Genomic DNA, 18,569 nt, shown 5'->3' on the forward strand with positions numbered 1-18,569 from the left:
GGCCTCCTGGGTGCGATCCGGTTACTGACGGGTACGGTATCCGGCCGCACGGGCCGCCGTCACCGTCGTTCGCCGAGGAATTCGAGGATGTGCCCGAACACGTCGAGGGCGGCGCCCCGGCCCAGGAACGTGTCGAGGTGACCGTAGCCGGGGATCTCGGTGTACGAGACGTCCAGCTGCGGCTGCCGGTGTGTCAGTACCTCGTGGCAGAGCCGCTGCGAGTCGAGCCACAGTCCGTTCTCGCTGCCCGCGAGCAGCAGTACCGGAGTGTCGATGCGGGCCGCCGCGTCCAGCGCGTTGGGCGGCAGCGTCCGGTAGCGGTGATCGGTGTCGTGCCAGCGGACGACGGTGCGGGCCAGTTCGATGCGGCGCAGGTGGGGCAGGATCCACAGGGGCGCGGGCCCGAGGAGTTCGGCGAGCCGGTCGTGGGTGGCGTCGGACAGGTTCTCGTGCACGAAGAGCGAGGCACCCGAGCCCCAGGCCGAGTTGTGGAGGATCTGGCAGGTCGGGTCCGGGCAGGCCGACCCGCGTGACGCGAGGGCGAACAGGGGCGTGTACTTCGACCGCAGGCCCACCTTGCGGAAGTCGACCGGGATGTGGTCGATCCGGTTGCGCAGCAGTTCACCCGCCACCGTCATGCGCAGCGAGGTGCGTCCCGCGAGCTTCGGCGTCAGGAACACACCCTGGGAGACCACGCCCGCGAGCCCGGGCACCAGTCCCGCCGTCATGCTCAGCGACAGGGTGAGGGAGCCGACGCAGTGGGCGACCACGAACAGGGGCCGGTCGCCGACGCGTTCACGGACGCGGGAGACGGCCTCGGGGATGTCGTACAGGGCGACGTCGTCGTACGTGTACCGCCGGCCGGTCTCGTTGTAGGGGAAGCGGCGGCTGCCCCGCCAGTCGAGCAGCCAGGGCTCGTAGCCGTCGTCGAGCAGGGCGTCGACGAGGTTGCGGGTCTCGGGGAGCAGGAACATGTCGGCGGACGCGGTGTGCCCGTGCAGGAGCAGCACGGCGGGCCGGTCCTGCTCGCCGCTGTCGACGCGGGTGAGCGCGAGGCGTACGCCGTCCCGGGTCGTGAAGGGGATCTCCTCGACCCGCGTCGGGTCGAGGCGGTGGCGGAGGGGGTGCGGGGCCGTGGCAGTCCGGACCTTTCGGAGCGGCTGCCGGGTGCGGGAGGCGGCGGTTCTGAGGATCATCGGCGGTGCTCCGAGGGGGTCGGGGTGCGGCGCAGGTCGAGGAGGTCCGCGGCGGCCCGGGCGAAGGGGCCGAGCAGTCCGCGGCCCATCTCCAGGCCGAACCATGCGAGCCAGGTCAGCTTGGCGGCCCGCTGTTCCCGGGCGGTCAGGCGCGGATCGACCTTGATGCCGTCGATCTGGTCGCGTACGTAGCTGTCCGCGGGCACGACCAACTCCCCTGTGAGGGCGGCCGGTTCTCCCTCGCGGCCGATCTCGACGCGCAGCGCGCGGGTCTGGCGCCACACGTCACGGCGGGCGCGGGCGTGCTTGTGGCCCTCCAGCCACCAGCGGCCGCCGTCGGCGTCCCGCAACAGCAGTCGGTAGCGCAGGAGTCGATGGTGCTGTCCGTGCTGCCGCGGAATGCCCTCCTCGGGGCGGATCCAGAGGTCCCCGTGTGCCACGACCAGCGGTTCGGGATGCACGGCGGGGCACACGAGCTCGCCACCGGCGTCCACCCTCCGCTCCCGCGCCAGTTGGTACATGCTCGCGATGGAGAGGGTCAGCGCCATCGAGCAGGGGGTTTCGGCGGCGGTGCCGACGGGCCCCACGAAGCCCTCGGTCGTCTCGGAGAACCACAGATAGGGCTGGTCGTCCTTGTGCGGGAGCCTGGCCAGGCCGTCCTGGGCGAGACGCTCGAAGGTCCTCAGCTGCGCCTGGGAGTCGTAGCGGGCCGGGGGCCGAAGCCCGAGCGCCTCGACGAGCGCGGCGGTGCGTTCACCGGTGGCCGCCGGCCCCTTCAGCGTGGCCTCGCACAGCCTGAGGGCGGTGGGACTGCGCAACACGCGGGTCAGGAAGTCCAGTTCGGGCACGGGGTCGGCCTCAAGGCGGCCCAGGACGTCGGCGCGCCACTCGTCCCAGTCCTGTACGCGTACGTGCATGCCGCCGAACGCCATGTCCCGTACGACATCGTCGAGGGTGTTGGGCAGGCCGGTCAGGTTGTAGTCGTGGCCCCAGGCGTCCGGTTCGCAGACGACGGCGGCCGCGACCCGGCTCACCCAGTCCACCGGGGCCGAGTTCAGGTACCTGAAGGCGGGTACGGTGCGGAAGCGGGCGAAGGCCGAGACGAGCCCGCTGCTGAGGTCCTGCGGGTTGTAGGCACCGGTCTTCGTGTGACCGCCGATGCCTCCGGGGCGCAACGCGGTGACGACCAGACCGTGGTCGCGTGCCCTGCGCAGCGCGACCTCGGCGGCCCACTTCGTCTGGTCGTAGCCCGCCACGAGACGGTCGACATGGGCGAGTCGGTCGTCCTCTCCCATGGAGGCGATGCCGACCTCGTTGAAGACCGCGATCGAGGAGATGTGGTGCAGCGGCTTCGGCGCCCCGGTCGCCGCGAGTTCGGCCAGGGTCAGCGCGCCGAGGACGTTGCTCTGCCGCAGCGACCGGTAGCCGCGCAGGAAGTCCACGGCCGCCGCCACCCCGACCACGCTGTCCAGTTCGTGGGCGAGCGTGTTCCAGACGTCGTCCGACAGGCCCAGGCGCGGGCGCCGGATGTCGCCGGGGAGCACCGTCACCCGGCGGCGGATCTCCGACGACCAGGGCAGCCGGTGGGTCTTCAGCGCGGCGCCGAGGCGGGCCGAGGCCGCCTCGTCGTCGGCGGCGCGGACGAGGCAGTACACGTGGGCGTCGCTGTGCCTGAGCAGGTCTAGGAGCAGATGGCCGCCGAGGAAGCCGGTGGCGCCGGTGAGCAGGATCCGGCGAGGCGGCACCGGCTCGGGCGAGCCCGTCCAGGGCAGACGGTCGGCGAGCGAGAGGTCGGCCAGGATCTGGTCCAGGTCTTCGGGTCGGGCCGAGGAGTACGGGGACGACGGGGAGGAGGGTGAGGACGGGGTGTCGCCGGCGGCCGTCCAGGAGTCGGTCCTCGTCCCCGGCGGTGGGGTGCGGGGTGCCGTCCCGGGAGGTGCGGTGCGGGGTGCCGTCCCGGGCGAGGGAGTACGGGGTGGCGTCCCGGGCGGAGACGTGCGCGGTATCGGTTCCGGCGGGGCCGAACTCCCCGCGGGCGTGGGGGTTTCCGAGGTGTCCGGCACGGCGGGGGCCGCCGCGGCGCCGACCGTGGCCAGCCAGCGCCGGGCGAGGCTGCGCGGCCGGGCGTCGGCGAACACCTCGTCGAGGTCCATCTCCACGCCCAGTGCGTCCTCCAGCGCCGCGACGAGTTCCACGGCACCGACGGAGGTGCCGCCGGCGTCGAAGAAGTCGGTGTCGGGCGACAGCCGTCCTTCGGGTACGAAGGGGCCGGCCGCCTCGGCGATCGCGGAGGCCAGGCCGTCCACGTCGGGTGCCGCGGGGGTGGGCACGGCGTCGCCCGGGCTGTCGGCACCACATCCGGTGCCGTCACCGTCACCCGCACCCGCACCCGCACCCGCACCCACACCCACACTCGTACTCGTACTCGTACTCGCACCGGCGTCGAACGGCGGCACTCCCGCGCCGGTATCCGCGTCCACGTCCGCACGACGCGAAACGGCACGCGCACCTGATGCCCCACCCGGTTGCGGACCGGTCGTGGTCGCTTCGGACGCCGACGTCAGCCCGGCCCTGGACAGCAGGGCCTCCACGCTCAGCCCCCCGTCACCGCGCTCGATCGCCTCACCCGCCGCCCGCCGACCGGCGTACGACGACGTGTCCTCGTTCACTTCACGCATGAGAGCCCTTCACCCTGTGCACTGTCCTTTCCCGCACCGCTGTCACCGACCGGGCCACGCGCCGTGGCCGTCCCGCTCACCGTCGCCGCCAGGAGCGGAAGGCCCGCAGCTGCTCGGGCGTGACCACGCTCTCCAGGCGCGCGTCGTCCGGGTCGCCGCCGCCGAGCGCGGCCAGCAGACGCCGGGCCGGCAGGTTGCGCGCGGTGCGCTCCGCCGTCAGGCGGACCTTCGCGCAGCCCAGCTGGTCGGCACGGTCGGCCAGCCACCGCAGCATCCGTTCCTCGACGCCGCGGCCGAGCGCACGGCAGCTCATCGCCCAGGCGAGGACGTCGAGTCGGCCGCCTTCCGCGCGCAGGGCGAACAGTCCGATCTGCCCGTAGTCGCCGAACCGGTCGCGTGCCGCGGCCGTCCACACCTCGCCGTGTTCCCGCCACCGCGCCAGATCGCCGCCGTCGGCCGACCGGGGGTGCAGCACGAACTGATTGGTCCGGCGCACGAGTTGTCCGGCCCGCTCTTCGTCGCCCTCGGAGAGGGCCCGGATGTCGACCTGAAGTTCCAGCCGGGCGAGGAACTCCTCGAATCCGGCCTGTTCGCGGGCCGCGTCCCGTTCCCTTTCCTGCGCGTAGAACCGTGCCCGCAGACCGTCCTCGACCGTCGCCGCCACCGGGACCGCCGGCCACAACCGGCCGAGGAAGTGGCCGAGTTCGGCCGCCGGTGGGCAGGTCAGTGACAGCACCTGCGGCAGCGCCGACCGCATGGCCGCGATCTCGACCGGGTTGTCGTCCAGGTAGAGGAAGCTGTCGAGTCCCAGGCCGAGCGCGCGCGCCGCCCGGGAGAGACGGTCCGGCTTAGGCCCCCAGGTGGCGGAGAACGCGCTGAAGTGCTCGGGCTTCAACAGGCTGTCCGGGCGGTCCAGGACGGCTCGTACCGTGTCCTCGTCGTTGTTGCTGACCAGTGCCAGCAGCACACCCGCGGCCCGCCAGTCCAGCAGCCTGCGCGCGAGAAGGGCGCGATGACCGGTCAGGTCCACCGCGTCCGGGCCGATCTCCCCGGCCACTCCGCCCCACAGGGTCTGGTCGCCGTCCACCGCGATCACCTTCGGCGTGGGTCGCCGCACCGCTCGTACGACGTCGGCCACCCGCAGGGCCACCGCCGCCTGGAAGTGCGGTGTGAAGGGGAGGTGGGCCAGCCGATCGGTTCGTTCGTCGAAGCGTTCCGCGACGGCGTGGTGGCGTGTCCAGTCGTCCGGGCGGAGCACCGCGATGCCGGGGGAGCCGGTGAGTTCGGCGGCGAGGTCGTCCTCCCACCGCGTGAAACGGCCCTCCTCGCGCGCGGTGGGCAGGAAGCCCACGATCAGCGGCTTGCGGGTGCGCTCGGACACGGCCTTCAGTGCCGCCGGGTACGCGGTGCGCAGCTCGTCGAGCACCTCGTCGGTGACCGGGCCGAACCGTTCCAGGTCCACCGCCCGCAGCAGCACCACACCCGCCGCCGACGCGGGGTCGGCGAAGACGCCCGACGGGTCGCGCAGGGCGGCGAGCACCTGGTGGTACGGGGCTTCGGCGATCGTCGTGCCCGCGTCCCGCACCCGGTCGGGTGCTCCGTCCCGTGCCTCGTCCGGTGTCCCCTCCTCGCCCGTCGCCTCCTCGACCGCCGCCGCGCACAGCTGGGGCAGATGGCCCAGCGCGAACGTGGCGGCGAGAGCGAGCGAGCGGCGCGGGCCGGTGGCGGGCTCGCCCGCGACCGGGACACCCGTCACCGCACCGCCGTTCCCCGCCGCCGCACGGACCGTCTTTGCCGCCGCACGACCCGTGTGCGCCACCGCACCGATCGGCTCCGCACCGATCGTCTCCACCGCCGCACGGACCGCCGTCGTCGGGTCCTCGGCCGCGTCCGCGAGCAGCCGCAGGAACTGCCCCGCCAGGTCGGTCGAGGTCGCCGCGTCCAAAATGTCGAGGTTGTGGTCGAGGCGGACGCGGCCCGCGTCCGGGGTCATGGTGATCATGAGGTCGAGGTCGGAGTAGCCCGTGCCGGCGGGGAGCACCTCCAGCCGTTCGAAGCGGCCGGCGGAGGAACGTACGTAGTTGAAGTACACCTCCACCAGGGGCGCGTTCGCCCGGTGCAGCCCCTGTCCGGCGAGGGTCGGCAACACGTCCGAGAACATGGCGCCCTTGGCGAGGACCCGGTCGAGGCGCGCGTCCGTGCGGCGCAACACGTCCTCGATCCGCTCCCCCGGCCCGGCCTGTGCCGGGAACGGGACGGGCACCCCGAAGAAGCCCACCGCGTCGTACGCGTCGGCGTGGATCCGGGTGTCGACGGGCACGGCGAGCACGAAGCGCTCCCGTTCCCGCGCCCTGGCCAGCAGCACGGTCAGGGTGCCCAGGCAGAAGCTGGCGGGTGTGACGGCGAGCCGGCTCGCGGCCGCCGTCACCCGTTCCATGAGCCCGTCGGGTATCTCCACGGTCACGCTCCCGGCCTGGTACGAACGGGTCTCCGGGCGGGGCCGGGCGAGGGTCAGGTCGAGGCGGGCGGCGCCGTGGAAGGCCTCGCGCCACTCGGCCGTGTCCGCTCCCGCGTCCGCGCCCGCACCGGGGGTGACGTCGGTGCGCTGGGCCTCGATCAGGAGGTCGAGATCGCGATTGGTGACGGAGTCGCCGAGCGACGTGCCGGACAGTTCGGCGTCGATCTCCCCCGCGACGAGCAGCAGCGACTGCAGATCGCTCACCGCGTGGTGCGCGCCGAACACGAGGAGCCGGTCGCCCTCACCCGCGTCCAGCAACTCGAAGCGCCAGAGCGGCGCGTCCGCCAGGTCGAAGGGTGGCTCCAGCAGTCGGCGCAGCCGGTCGGCGGGGTCGAGTCCGGCGTCGCCGCTCACCTCAGTCCAGCGCAGGAGTGGTGAGGTCAACTTCCTTTCCACGCACATCTGCCGGCCCTGTCCGCCGCCACCCGGCATCCCCGTGCGCAGGGCGGCGTGCCGTCCGGCGAGGCGGGTGAGAATGTCCGAAAGCGCCTCGCGGGTGGTCGGTGCGGTGAGCCGCAGGGCCAGGCCGATGGCATGCGCCGCGTCGGGCATGTCCGGCCGGGCGCTGCGCAGCAGCCGTACCATGTCGCGGGTCGCGGGCCGCAGTTCGCTCTCGGGTACCCCGGTCGCCCCGGGTGCGCGCTCGGGCCGCCGTTCCCCTTCCCGTGCCCCGGAGCCTTCCTCGGGCAGCACCTCGCCCAGTGCTCGTGCCAGGCCCCGGATGTCGGAGGCCGAGAACACGGCGGCGGCGGGGAGTTCGGCGCGCAGCTCGCGTGCGAAGGCGTTGCGCAGCCGGACGAGCATCAGGGAGTCCAGGCCCAGTTCCTTCAGGGGCGTGACCGCGGACACGTCGACCGCACCGCCGGAGACCTGGCCGACCTTGGCCCGTACGTACGCTTCGAGCCATGCCTCCCGGTCGCGGTCCGTGGTCGCCGCGAACACCCGGGTGACGAGGCCGTCCGTGTCCGCCGAGGCCGCCGTGGCGGTGATCAGGTCGCCCAGGATCGGGCGGGTGCGAACCACGTCCGGGTCGAGCGCCAGCGTCTCCCGGTCCAGGGCGAGAGGCGCGAGTTGGCGGCGGGATGTGGTGAGTACCCGCTCGAACAGGTCGCCGCCCTCCTGCGGGGAGAAGGCGGCGAGACCCGACCGGCCGGTCTCCGCGGCCCGGGTCCCGGACCCGGCGACCATGCCGACTCCCGCCCAGGCGCCCCAGTCCAGACTCAGCGCCCTGCGGTCGGTACGGGACAGGTGGTGCGCCCAGGCGTCGAGGAAGGCGTTCGCCGCCGCGTACGCGCTCTGCCCGGCCGAGCCGAGCAGGCCGGCCGCCGAGGCGAAGAGCACGAACTGCTTCGCCTCCGGGACGAGTTCGGTGAGCAGGGCGGTGCCCAGGACCTTGGGCGCGAGCACGCTCAGGACGCGGTCGTCGGTCAGGGTGGCCACCGTGGCGTCGTCGAGGACGCCGGCCGCGTGGACGACCCCGGCGATCGGTCCGGCCGCCTGCCGTACGGCGTCCAGGGCGGCCGTCAGGCCGTCACGGTCGGCCACGTCCGCGCGGGCGGTGCACACGGTGACACCGCGGGCTTCGAGCCCCGTGATCCAGGTCGCCGTCTCCGCGTCGGGCTCGCCGCGGCTCATCAGGGCCAGCCGGCGGGCACCCAGGCGGACCAGCCGCTCGGCGACCACCCGGCCGAGGCCGCCGAGGCCGCCCGTGATCAGGTACACGCCGTCCGCGGTGATCCCCTCGTGGCCGCCGTCGTCGGGGCGGGTGCGGGCCAGTCTCGGTACCAGGCGGCCCGACTCCCGCAGCGCGACGAGCCGTTCGTCGTCCGCGTGCCGCAGCTGCGTCCACAGGGCGTCACCGCCGTCCGTGGCCGGAAGGTCGATCAGCGTGGTCGACAGTTCCGGGTGTTCCTGGGCCACCGCGAGGCCGAAGCCCCAGGCGAGTGCCTGCTGGGGGTGCGTCACCTGCGTGCTGTCGCCCGCGGCCTGGCTGCCCCGCACGACCACGAACAGGCGCGGGGCGCGGCCCTGCGGGTGGTCGGCGAGCGCCCGCACCAGGTGCAGGGTGCTGAGGCAGCACCGTCGCGCGGCCTCCTCGGCCGTGGCGACGTCCTCGATCGGGGGTGCGTCGAGCGCGGACAACTGCACCACCCGTTCGGGCGGTCCGTCCGCGAAGGCCTCGTCGAGCAGCCGGGCCACCTGCCCCGGGTCTGCCGGATCGAGGACGTAACGGCCGGGGCCCTCGGTGTCGAACGCCTCGCCGGGGCGGGCGATCACGTGCGGGGTCGAGGCGGCGGCCAGGCGCTCCGTGAGCGCGGCACCCACTCCGGTCCCGTCGGCGAGGACGAGCCAACTGCCCCTGCCGGTGGGCTCCTGTGCGTCGGGGCGCGGCTGCCAGCGGGTCTCGAAGAGCGCACCGTCCGCGCGTGTGAGCGCGGCCAGTGCGAACCCCGTCGCCTCCAGGACCAGTTGGTCGTCCTCGTCCCAGAGCCGCAGGTCCAGCAGCGCGGAGTCGCCCTCCACGGAACGCAGTCGGCAGGTCGCCCACGCGGGAGTGCCGCGACGGCCGGTGAAGCGCACCCGACCGGCACCGGCGGGCACGAACGCCCGGCCCTCGGGGGCGTTCGCGGGCAGCGCCGCCGTGTGGAAGGCGGCGTCGAGCACCGCGGGGTGCACGAGATGACCGGCGGCAGGACGCCGGGCGAGCCGGCCCACCGCTTCGGAGTCCGTGCGGTGTCCCTGTTCCAGGCCCCGGAAGGCGGGGCCGTACTCGATGCCGAGGGCGGTCAGCCTCGCGTAGACGGCCGACAGGTCGGCTTCCTCCCCGCACCGTTCGCGCAGCACGGCAGGCTCCTCGTCCGCGTCGGGCGCGGATTCGGCGGCGCCGGTCAGGACGCGTCCGGTGACATGCCGCTCCCACCGGGCCGGCCGCTCACCGGCGGGAGCCGAGGAGATGGTGAAGTCCCGCGAGCCGTTCTCGGCGGGCTGGAGGACCAGTTGCACCCGTACGGGCCGTTCCGCGTCGAGCGCCAGGGGCCGCACGAACCGCACGTCGGCGAGTCGCACCTCACCGCCGTCCCCCGCTTCACCACCGGCCGGTACCGAGGCGGCCTCCAGGGCCAGTTCGAGGAAGGAGGCGCCGGGCAGCCAGACCTCGCCGCCGACCCGGTGGTCGCGGAGGTAGGCGAAGCGGCTGTCGCGCAGGTCGATCTCGTTCTGGAAGAGGTGCCGGTCGGGTGTGTCGCTGGCCTCGACGTGCGTGCCGAGAAGCGGTGGGCCACCGGTCGTCGCGGCGACCGGGGCGGGTGCGAGCCAGTGGCGTTCGCGGGCGAAGGCGTACGTGGGGAGGTCGACCCGGCGGCCGCGCGGGAACAGTGCCGCCCAGTCGGGCGTGTATCCAGCCTCGTACAACTCCCCGAGCCCGCGCAGCAGTACGTCCTGACCGTCGCGCTGGCGGCTCAGCGAGCCGACGGCCACCGCGTCGATCCCGGCCTCGGCCGCCACCGCCTCGACCGACGCGGTGAGCGTCGGGTGCGGGCTCAGCTCGACGAAATGGCGGTAGCCGTCGTCGAGCATCCGCCGGATCGTGTCGGCGAATCGGACCGGGCGGCCGAGGTTCGCGTACCAGTGGTCGGCGTCCAGCCGGTCACCGGGCACGGGCGCGGCCAGCACCGTCGAGTAGAGCGGGGTCGGTGCGCGGGTGCCCCTGATGCCGGTGAGCCGGTCGAGCAGGTCCTCGCGGACCGGGTCCATCAGGGGGGTGTGGGAGGCGAACGGGGTCGACAGCCGTCGTACGGGGATGCCCCGCGCGTCGAGCTGCCTGCGCAGCCCGTCCAGCGCGTCGGTGTCGCCGGACACGGCCGTGGAGTGCGCGCTGTTGACGGCCGCGACGAACAGCCGGCCCCGGTGGGGCCCGAGCAGGTCCTCGACCTCCGCGGGCGGGAGTTCCAGGGACAGCATGCCGCCCTGTCCGACCAGCGGGACGACCGCGCCGGCGCGCCCGGCGACCACGGCCGCGGCGTCGTCCAGGGTGAGGGCGCCCGCGGTGTACGCGGCGGCGATCTCGCCGAGGCTGTGCCCGACCACGGCGTCCGGCCGCACGCCGAGCGCCCGCCATGCGGCGGCAAGGGCCGCGTTCAGCGCGAACAGCACCGGCTGCAGGAACTCCGTCCGCTCGAGCGGGGCGAACTCCTCCGGGGCTCGCAGCACGTTGAGGACCGACCAGCCGACGTGACGGTGCACCGCTTCGTCGATCCGGGACAGCTCCTCGTGGAAGGCCTCCGACTCGTCCGTCAACTCCGTTCCCATGCCCGCCCATTGGCCGCCGTGCCCGGCGAAGACGAAGGCCACCTTGCCCGTGCGCCCCTCATGGGACCGGCCCGGCGGTGTCCGTCCGCTCGCCAGCGCGTCGAGCCGGGCGCGCAGTTCGTCGCGGTCGCCCGCCACGATCCCCGCCCGCCGTTCGAAGTGGCCGCGGTGTCGCGCCAGGGTGTGGGCCACGTCCGGCAGAGCGACGTCCGGTGCGAGGTACCGGGACAGCCGCGCGGCCTGACCGCGCACGGCGGCCTCGCTGCGCCCGGACAGCACGAACAGTCGCTTGCCGGTGCCGGCTTCGGCCGGGGGCCGCTCCTCGGCCCGCGGGGCCTCTTCCACGACCAGGTGCGCGTTGGTTCCGCTGATCCCGAAGGCGCTCACACCGGCCCGCCGTACGCGTTCCCTCGTGGACGGCCAGGGAGTCGTCTCCCGCAGCAGTCGCAACCCGCTGCCGTCCCAGTCGACGTGGCGACTTGGTGTGTCGGCGTGCAGGGTGCGCGGCAGCGAGTGGTGGCGCAGGGACTGGACGACCTTGATCAGCCCGAGCACACCCGAAGCGGCCTGCGCGTGTCCGATGTTGGACTTGAGCGAGCCGAGATGCAGGGGGCGGTCCTGCGGGCGCGAGGCGCCGAAGACCTCGGCCAGGGCGTTCGCCTCGATCGGGTCGCCGAGCGTCGTCCCGGTCCCGTGCGCCTCGACGTGGTCGATGTCTGCGGGTTGCAGCCCGGACAGCTCCAGCGCCCGCCGGACCACCTGCTCCTGGGCCGGGCCGTTGGGCGCGGACAGTCCCTGGCTGCGGCCGTCCTGGTTGACCGCGGTACCGCGCAGCACGGCGAGCACCTCGTCGCCGTCGCGGCGCGCGTCGCCGAGCCGCTTCAGTACGACCATGCCCGCGCCCTCGGCCCAGACGGCTCCGTCGGCGTCGTCGGAGAAGGAGCGGCAGCGGCCGGTCGGGGAAAGCCCCCGCAGACGGCTGAACTCGACGAACGTTCCCGGTGTCACCATGAGGGTCACCCCGCCGGCGAGCGCGAGGTCGCACTCGCCCGACCGCAGTGCCTGTGCCGCCAGGTGCAGCGCCACGAGCGACGAGGAGCAGGCCGTGTCCACGGTCAGCGCCGGTCCGTTCAGACCCAGCGTGTACGCGAGCCGTCCAGAGGCCACGCTCAGCGCCGACCCGGTGCCGACGTACCCGTCCAGTTGATCGAGCCGGGAGCCCGCGAGGTAGTCGCTGCCGAACATGCCGACGTACACACCGGTGGGGCTGCCCGCCAGGTCGGAGGGGACGATGCCGGCACGCTCCAGCGCCTCCCACGCCGTCTCCAGCAGCACGCGCTGCTGCGGGTCCATGGCCGCCGCCTCCTTCGGGGTGATGCCGAAGAAGCCCGCGTCGAAGCGGTCCAGGTCGTCGAGGAATCCGCCCTCCCGGGCGTACGACTTGCCCAGGGCTTCCGGGTCGGGGTCGTACAGCGACCGCACGTCCCAGCGTGCCCGGGGGAACGGGCCGACCGCGTCGCGGCCCTCGGCGACGAGGTGCCACAGACCCTCGGGGTCGCGCACGCCGCCGGGCATACGGCACGCCATGCCCACCAGGGCCAGCGGCTCGTCCGCGGCGGGCGTGGTGTCGCGGGCGTGCCGCGGACCGGGCGCGCTCCGCGGGGCCCCGGGGGCGCCCGCGGCGAGTGCGGTGGCCAGCAGGTGCGCGGTGAGCCGGCCCGCGGTGGGGTGGTCGAAGAGCAGGGTGGCGGGGAGCCTGGCTCCGATACGGGTGCCGATGCGGTTGCGCAGCTCCACCGCCGTCACCGAGTCCATGCCGAGCTCGCGCAACGGCCGGTCGGGCCCGATGGATTCGGCCGAGCGCAGGCCGAGTGCCCTGGCGGCCTCCTCGCGGACCAGCGCCAGGACGCGTGCGGCGCGCTCGGCCTCCGGCAGCCGGGCCAGCCGGGCCGCCAGACCTTCGCCGCCGTCCCGGTCGCCGCGCGGCGAGGGCAGCAACGAGCTCCACAGTGCCGTGCCCGCAGCCGCCGTGTTCTCGCGCAGCCGGGGCAGGTCCAGGGACCAGGCGACCAGGTGCGGTGTGCCCCGGAGCAGGGCGAGCTCGACGAGTTCTCGGCCCTGGTCCGGGGTGAGGGCGCGGTGGCCGACACGGGCCATGCGGTCCAGGTCGGCGTGTTCGGCGGCGAGGCCCTCGCCCGCCCAGGCACCGAAGGAGACCGAGACGCCGGGCAGGCCCAGGGCGGCCCGGTGGTGGGCGAGTTGGTCGAGGAAGACGTTGGCCGCGGCGTAGTTGGCCTGGCCGGCGGTGCCGACGACGCCGGCGGCCGAGGAGACCAGCAGGAACAGGTCGAGGGGCATGTCGGCGGTGAGCCGGTGCAGTTGGGCGGCGCCGTCGACCTTGGGACGCAGCACCTTCGCGAGGCGTTCGGGCGTCAGGTCGGCGATCACCCCGTCGGCCAGGACTCCGGCGCAGTGGACGACACCGCGCAGTGGCAACTCCGCTGTCACCTGGGCGAGTACGCCGGTCAGGGCTTCGGCGTCCGCGACGTCGCACGCGGCGATCTCCACCTCGGCACCGAGCGCGGTCAGTTCGGCGGTGGCCTCGTCGGCGCGTGGATCGTCCGGGCCCCGACGGGACGTCAGAATCAGTCGTGGGACCCCGTGTTCGGCGAGAAGTCGGGCGATGTGGCGGCCGACCGCTCCGAGACCGCCGGTGATCAGCACCGTGCCGTCCGTGGGCACCGGGTCGGGACGCCCGACCAGGTCGAGGACGACGGGCGCGCCGGACGCGGTCCGCCGCCGAAGCGTCTCGCGCGCGCCGGTGACGGACAGGGTCCGGGGGCGGACGGGCCGTGTCGGCCCGGTGAGGGCGGCGTGCAGCGCCTCGGCCGGTTGTCCCGCGCCGCGTGCGCCACCGGCCGCGAGGGCCAGGGCTGCCGCGGTGGTGAACGGCACGTCGTCCGGGAGCGCCGCGAGCATCCGTGCGTCGGCGACCGCCTCGGAGCCGGGTGGCGTCTCGGCGAGGGCGCAGACCCGCAGACCGGGAGCGAGGTCCCCGGTCCCGGCGCCGGCCTCGGTCAGCACACCGGCGCACGCGGTACGGGGCCGCGCGCTGCCCGGTTCGGGGACCGCGACGGCGTGCACCTGGATCCTGACCTGGCCGGGTGCGAGGGCGTGGGGCGCGACCGCGCGCAGGGCAGGGTCCGTCGGGGGTCCGGTCAGTTCGTACTGGTCCCCGGCCGGGATCCGCAAGGTGTCCGTCGGGCGGGCGCGCACGAGCCGCGGAACGAGCAAGGCGCCCGCCCGGAGGGCGAGTTCGGGCTCGTCGGGGTGCGCGAGGGCAGCCGGGAGGACGTCGCCGGAGGGGCCGGAGCCGTCGAGGTCGAGCAGGGTCAGTCCGAGGTGCGGGTGTTCGGTCCGGGCACTGCGGGCCATGCCCCACAGCACGGACTGGGCCAGCCCGGGCACGGTGTCTCCGGCACCGGTCGCGATCGCGCCGCGGGTCACCCACACGGTCCGGGCGGGCAGCCGGTCCTCCGCGAGCGACGAGAGGTCACGCAGTTCGGCCAGCGCGTCGGCGGCCAACTCCTGTGCGGTGGCGGCCGGTTCCGCGTCGGCCGCCGGACGCGGCCAGAACCGTACGAGGATGTCGGCGTCCGTCTCCCGCACCTGGTGCCCCGCCGCCTCCAGACCGCGTACGGCGGCCCGGACGTCCGGGTCCGAGCGGTCGCCGTGGACGGCCCACACGGCGGCCGGGGTTCCGGCGGGTTCCTCGGGGGCGGCCGTCCATGCCACTTCGTACAGGTGACGGCCGTTCTCCGAGGCGCCGTTCAGGTCCGCCGGGTCGGCGGCCCGCAGCCGTACGTCCTCCAGTCGGCCCGCCGGAAGGCCGTCCGCGTCCCACAGTGTCACGTCGAGGGTGAGGTCCGTCCCGGAGCCGCCCGACCTCCGGACCAGCGCCGTGAGGTCGTCGGTGCCGCCGGGCGGCAGGACGCAGCGGCCCACCGCGACCGGCAGCAGGACCCGGCCGTCGGACGCGCCGCCCGTGTCCAGCGCGGCGGCCACGTGCAGCGCCGCGTCCAGCAGCGCCGGGTGGACGGGATAGGAGTCGGTACTCCCCCGGGCCACGGTGGGCAGGGAGAGCCGGGCCAGCAGCTCGCCGTCGACGGTGGTCGGGACCGCCGAACGAACGCCCTGGAACGCCGGGCCGTAGCCCAGACCGAGGGCGCTCAGCCGCTCGTACGTCCGCGTGCTCCAGACGGACTCGGCGGCCTCCGGCCACACCGGCGTCCGGGCGGGCGGCGCCGGGACGGGGCCGGCCGCCGAAGCGGTCGCGTGCAGGGTCCACTCCGGGTCCTGCCGGCCGCGCGGGCGGCTGTGCACGGTGATCTCCGGGGCGGAGCCGGCGGTGACCACCTCGACGGACACCTCGACCGTGCCGGACTCCGGCAGGACGAGGGGCGCGAGCAGGAGCAGGTCGGTCACGTCGCCGGGAGCGTCCGGGCGGGCCACGGCGAGGGCGGCGCGGCACAGCTCCATCAGGGTGGTGCCCGACACCACGGGCCGTCCGAACACGGTGTGGTCGGGCAGCCAGTCGGCGGTGGCCGGGGACCACTCGTTGCGGAAGGTCCAGCGGGTCTCGTCCGCGGACTGCAGCTGGATGCCGAGCAGCGGGTGCGCGGCGCGGTCGAGGAGTCCGGGGGCCGCGGCCGTGGGCTCGGGCTCGATCCAGTAGGACTGTGTGTCCCAGGCGTACGTGGGAAGTTCGACCGTCTCCGTGTCGGGCACCAGCCGGTGCCAGTCGACAGGCCGTCCGTGGACGTGGAGTTCGGCGGCGGCCCGGTCCAGACAGGCGGCTCCGTCCTCGTCACGGCGCAGCGATCCGACGGCGACGAGGTCCTCGTGGCCGGAGTCCTCGGCGTCCGTGCGCAGGGCGGTGAGGAGGGAGGGGTGGGGGCTGAGTTCGACGAAACAGCGGTAGCCGTCGGCCACCATGCGCTCCACGGTGGGCGCGAAGCGGACGGGTTCGCGCAGGTTCGTGTACCAGTAGTCGGCTTCGAGTTCCTCCGTGACCGGTTCGCCGGTGACCGTGGAGTACCAGGCGACGGGGGTCGGGCAGACGGTGACGCCCTCGAGTTCGCCGAGGATCGTCGTGCGGAGCGGCTCGACGCCGGCGCTGTGGGAGGCGTAGTCGACGTCGAGGCGGCGGACGAACACCTGCTGCCGGTCGAGGTCGGTGAGCAGGGCTTCGAGCGGTTCCGCGTCTCCGGCGATCACCGTCGAGCGGCCGCTGTTCACGGCGGCGACGCAGACCCGGCCGCCGAGCCCGGCGAGGTGTGCCTCGACCTCGGTGTGCGGCAGGGCGACGACGGCCATGGTGCCGGTGCCGGACAGCGCGGTCAGGGCCTGGCTGCGCAGGGCGACCACCGCCGCCGCGTCGTTGAGGCTGAGCCCGCCGGCCGCACAGGCCGCGGCGACCTCGCCCTGACTGTGCCCGATCACCGCGTCCGGTCGTACGCCAAGGTCCCGCCACACCGCGGCCAGGGAGACCATCACGGCGAACAGGACCGGCTGGACGACGTCCACCCGGTCCAGGGGCGGAGCGCCCTCGTCGCCGCGCAGGACGGCCGCCACCGACCAGACGGTGAACGGGCGCAGGGCCGCGTCGCACCGGTCGAGTTCGTCCGCGAACACCGAGGAGGTGTCGAGCAGTCCGCGGGCCATGCCGGACCACTGGGCGCCCTGGCCGGGGAAGACGAACGCCAGCTTCCCCGGCGGACACGTCTGCCCGGGACCGACGAGGAGCTCGGGGTCGGACTGTCCCGCGGCGAGTGCGCGCAAGGCCGCGAGCAGTTCGTCGCGGTTGCCCGCCCGGACGACGGCGCGGTGTTCGAAGTGCGTGCGGTGGTGGGCCAGGGTCGCGGCCACGGCGGGCAGCGCCGCGCCCGGCCGTGCGGCGAGCGCGTCGAGCAGGCGGGCGGCCTGTCCCCGGAGGGCCGGCAGGGTGCGGGCGGACAGGGGGAAGAGCGCTGCGGCCCGTCCCGTGCCGGGCGCTTCGGTTTCCTGTCGCCGGGCGGGCGTGGCCGGTGCGGTCGCGGGCGGTCGCGCCGCGTCCCGCGGCGCCTCCTCCAGGATCACGTGCGCGTTGGTTCCGCTGATGCCGAACGCGCTCACTCCGGCCCGCCGCACCCGGTCGGCGCGCCGCGGCCACGCGCTGGCGGCGCTGTGCACACGCAGGCCGCCGCCGGTCCAGTCGACGTGCTCGGTCGGGGTCTCGGCGTGCAGGGAGGCGGGGATCAGTTCGTGACCGAGGGACAGGACGGTCTTGATGACGCCGCCGATGCCCGCCGCGGCCTGGGTGTGACCGATGTTGGACTTCAGGGAGCCGACACCGAGCGGCCGCCCCGCCGGGCGTCCCGGTCCGAACACCGAGGCCAGCGCCCGCCCTTCGATGGGGTCGCCGAGCCGCGTACCGGTGCCGTGCGCCTCGACGTGGTCCAGGTCCTCCGGCCGGAGTCCTGCGTCGTCGAGCGCCGCGCGCAACACCCGTTCCTGTGCGAGGCCGTTGGGAGCGCTCAGGCCCTGGCTCCGGCCGTCCTGGTTGACCGCCGAGCCCTTGACGACCGCGAGGATCCGGTCGCCGTCCCGGCGGGCGTCCGCCAGCCGCTTGAGCAGCACCAGACCACAGCCCTCGGCCCACACCACCCCGTCAGCTCCGGCGGAGAACGGGCTGCACCGTCCGGTCGGCGACAGTCCGCGCAGTCTGCTGAACTCGACGTGCCCGCGCGGCGTCACGAGGAGCGAGGCGCCACCCGCCAGCGCGAGGTCGCACTCACCGCTCGCCAGCGCTCGCGCCGCCAGGTGCAGGGCGACCAGGGAGGAGGAGCAGGCGGTGTCGACGGTCACGGCCGGACCCTGGAGACCGAGGGTGTACGCGATACGCCCGGACGCCACGCTGGACGCCGAACCGGTGCCTACGTGCCCGTCGAGCTGCTCCAGCCGGGCCGAGGCGAGGTATCCGCTGTCGTACAGGCCGATGTAGACGCCCGTGGAGCTGCCGTTCAGTGTCTCCGGGACGATCCCGGCGCGTTCGATCGCCTCCCAGCCGGTCCGCAGCAGAAGCCGCTGCTGCGGGTCCATGGCCGCGGCCTCGCGGGCCGAGATCCCGAAGAAGGGCGCGTCGAAGCGGTCGATGCCGGTCAGGAAGCCGCCGCGCAGGGTGTACGCCTTGCCGGCGGCCTCCGGGTCGGGGTCCAGGAGCGCACGGGTGTCCCAACGGCCCGCGGGCACCTCGCCGACGGCGTCCTCGCCCTCGGCCAGCAGCCGCCAGAGGGCCTCGGGATCGTCGGCGCCCCCGGGGAACCGGCAGGCCATTGAGATGATCGCGATGTCGCCGTCCGCCCGTACGGGTGCGCCGGCCTGCGCCGAAGCCGGGGCCGGATCGGCCGTCGGGGCGGGTCCTTCGCCGAGGACCGTCTCGGCGATCGCCGCGATGGTGGGGTGGTTGAAGACGAGGGAGGGCTCCAGGGGGCGGCCGAGCCGCTCCGCCAGCTCCGCCGCCAACGTCACCAACTGCCGCGAGCCCAGACCGAATTCAGCGATCGGGCGCTCCGGGGCGACGGCCGACGGGGCGAGGCCGGCCGCCTCGGCGACGGCCGACGTCAGCCAGGCCCGTACGTCCTCGGAGGTCGTCTCGGGCGTCTCGGGGGACTGCTTCGGGAACTCGTTCGCAGGCATCTGGGCACGTGTCCTCGTGAACTGGGGCTCAGGTGGATGCCGTACGGCCGCCACGGCGGAGCGCACGGGGTACTGCCGATGCCGCCGACGTACGGCAGACGGCAGACGGCAGACGGCAGACGGCAGACGGCA

General features: G+C 74.5%; 3 protein-coding genes. All 3 read right to left on the reverse strand.

The genetic code is table 11. The annotated features are described in order from the left end of the window. Window positions 1-59: 59 nt before the first annotated feature. Window positions 60-1,196 (reverse strand): alpha/beta hydrolase, encoded by a 1,137-nt coding sequence (locus OHB41_RS06285; RefSeq protein ID WP_266696947.1) that lies wholly within the window; start codon window positions 1,194-1,196, stop codon window positions 60-62. Next, window positions 1,193-3,874, reverse strand: coding sequence for a thioester reductase domain-containing protein (locus OHB41_RS06290; RefSeq protein WP_266696948.1), 2,682 nt, complete (start codon window positions 3,872-3,874; stop codon window positions 1,193-1,195). Before OHB41_RS06290 ends, OHB41_RS06285 begins: the two co-directional genes overlap by 4 nt. 76 nt (window positions 3,875-3,950) lie before the next feature. Further along, window positions 3,951-18,437: a type I polyketide synthase gene (locus OHB41_RS06295; protein ID WP_266696949.1), complete on the reverse strand. Its 14,487-nt coding sequence runs from the start codon at window positions 18,435-18,437 to the stop codon at window positions 3,951-3,953. Window positions 18,438-18,569 lie beyond the last annotated feature (132 nt).

The organism is Streptomyces sp. NBC_01571 (genome assembly GCF_026339875.1).
In the GTDB taxonomy this organism is placed as follows: domain Bacteria; phylum Actinomycetota; class Actinomycetes; order Streptomycetales; family Streptomycetaceae; genus Streptomyces.

Bases quoted from the DNA above. Each gene is read 5' to 3' on its own strand.
- OHB41_RS06285 (WP_266696947.1), bottom strand. From the start codon at position 1,196: ATGATCCTCAGAACCGCCGCCTCCCGCACCCGGCAGCCGCTCCGAAAG.
- OHB41_RS06290 (WP_266696948.1), bottom strand. From the start codon at position 3,874: ATGCGTGAAGTGAACGAGGACACGTCGTCGTACGCCGGTCGGCGGGCG.
- OHB41_RS06295 (WP_266696949.1), bottom strand. From the start codon at position 18,437: ATGCCTGCGAACGAGTTCCCGAAGCAGTCCCCCGAGACGCCCGAGACG.